This is a genomic window from Planktotalea sp. (assembly GCF_049680325.1).
Classification (GTDB): domain Bacteria; phylum Pseudomonadota; class Alphaproteobacteria; order Rhodobacterales; family Rhodobacteraceae; genus Planktotalea.
Genome location: NZ_JBAUHO010000212.1, coordinates 1 through 1,902 on the forward strand (window position 1 = coordinate 1; position 1,902 = coordinate 1,902).

General features: G+C 51.7%; 1 protein-coding gene. It reads left to right on the top strand.

Annotated elements, in window-relative coordinates; genetic code table 11:
• Positions 1-1,431 precede the first annotated feature (1,431 nt).
• The gene (locus WBC85_RS09635) at positions 1,432-1,779 is read left to right on the top strand and encodes a hypothetical protein (RefSeq protein ID WP_424435936.1); all 348 of its coding nucleotides are present in this window, start codon (positions 1,432-1,434) and stop codon (positions 1,777-1,779) included.
• Positions 1,780-1,902 lie beyond the last annotated feature (123 nt).

The window sequence follows — 1,902 nt, forward strand, 5'->3', positions numbered from 1 at the left end:
GGTTTCTTGTGGAGAGGCCGGGGTGGATCCAGAAACCACAGCAACCGGTGCTTCGGCAACCGGCGCGTTACTTCCAAGTAATGCAGCTGTATTTTGGTTGAGGGCTTTAATCAACGAATCAATTTTATTTTCCAACATTTTTGTTAATCTCACAGGTTAAATGGATGCCGATATGAACACGGCGACGAGGAAATAGCAAATGCGAGCAATGACATACGATGAAGTTCACTGGGTCAAGCCCAACGATATACACAAAAAACGTGTGGTTTCAGAGAATGGGGTGGTATTTCTATACAAAAATTCTGCGATTTATATATCCGGCCCGGATTATGTCGAGAAGATTGACTGCTCATTCGTGAGGGGTGATGCGCGATTGAGCGCGATATGCCCAACGTGCGAGCGGAGTACAAAAATTCTGTGTTTTCGCGATATGTGGCTATGCCGGGTGTGCAACAAAGTATGCCGGGAATTGCAGAGTATGACGCAATTTCACAGGAAACATGAACTGACGGAAGAGTTCCTGATGTACGCCAGGTTAAAGAGTGCGCGCAGGCAGGCCCGGATGGTCCCAGAGGACATATTTAGCCGGAAACGATTACCGCGGGCTAGTACAAAATACCTGAAACCTCACCGCCGGCGGGCAGAAATAGTGGCCACAATCGAGTTTATGACCGCTCTGACGCGCGATCTTGGCGGGCAAGTACCCGACTGGAATGGCTCGACGGCCCTGTAGGCCGCATTTGAAACAGCAATTTTGTACATTTTTCTTGTATTTGCGGGTTGACGTATCGTTTCAGCAGGTTATTATCCTGCCGCCTTCTTAGTAGGGCACTGGTGAAAGCGGATGGTGCGTTGGGTCATGTCCTCCCCTGGTGAGCGCATTGCAGCGAGTAGCCTTTTAACTAATAACAAGGAGCTGATGACATGTATTCTCGATGGTATCAATTGTTTGAAGGCGAAAGCGCACTTTCTGGCACTGATCGACTTGTGCACTCAAAATCTCAGAGCGCGTTGAAGGGGAAGCCACCACAACCAGAACTAGATCCGGTCCAGGCGGTTAATTTTGGCGCTGGCACGGTAAAACCGATTTTAGGCGTTGAGGCTCGCTGGGTTGGCGAGATCATCGAAATGGGGGAGCCAAAGCGATGAGTGAAGCAATGTCATGGATGGTTCGCAACACGTCTAGCAACACGCCTAAGTTGAAAAAAGCCCAGGTCAGTCACCGGGCGCAGCGCAGCCTGACTAGCAAGGATGTCCATGCGATTCACCAGGGAAAGCGGGCCGGGGTTGCTCAAGTCGAACTCGCCAGGAAGTACGGCGTAACGCAAAGCGTTGTCTCGAAGATTCTTCGGGGTGTGAATTACACTGAGATATGGGCCGAGTATAAGGCGAGTCGTGCCGAGTAACCGTCCGCTCAGTCGATGGGGCCAAATGGTCGTCGATCTGCGGGTCATCGGATGGCAGGTTAAGGCGATCGCCAGGGTGGTCAAAGTCGACGAAACGCAAATTGGGCGATGGTGCAACGATCCCAACATCGTGCCCTCGGTTGTTAATGGTGATTTGCTCGAAGGCCTGCATCGTCGGGTTTTGTTTGGCAAAACGCCGTGGACAGACATGCTGGACGATCTGAGGGCCAAGGGCGTGACGTCGACGGACATTACCCTGGCGACCGGGATCAGCCGCCAGAAGCTCAGTGACCTGCGGATCAAGCCGGAAGTCACGCCGCGGCACGACACCGCGGAAGCATTACGAAAATTCCATAGGAGGATTTGTAAATGAGTAAGGTGCTTGAGGATGAAATTGCCAAAGCTGCCGAGATTATTGGAGATTTGTTAAGTAGCGCCCTTTGCAAAGAAGAGCGGATTGTGGCCGGGTACAAATTAAGTTGGGAGCGCAGCGGGC

Coding starts and splice junctions, on each gene's coding strand:
- WBC85_RS09635 (WP_424435936.1), top strand. CDS start 1,432: ATGGTCGTCGATCTGCGGGTCATCGGATGGCAGGTTAAGGCGATCGCC.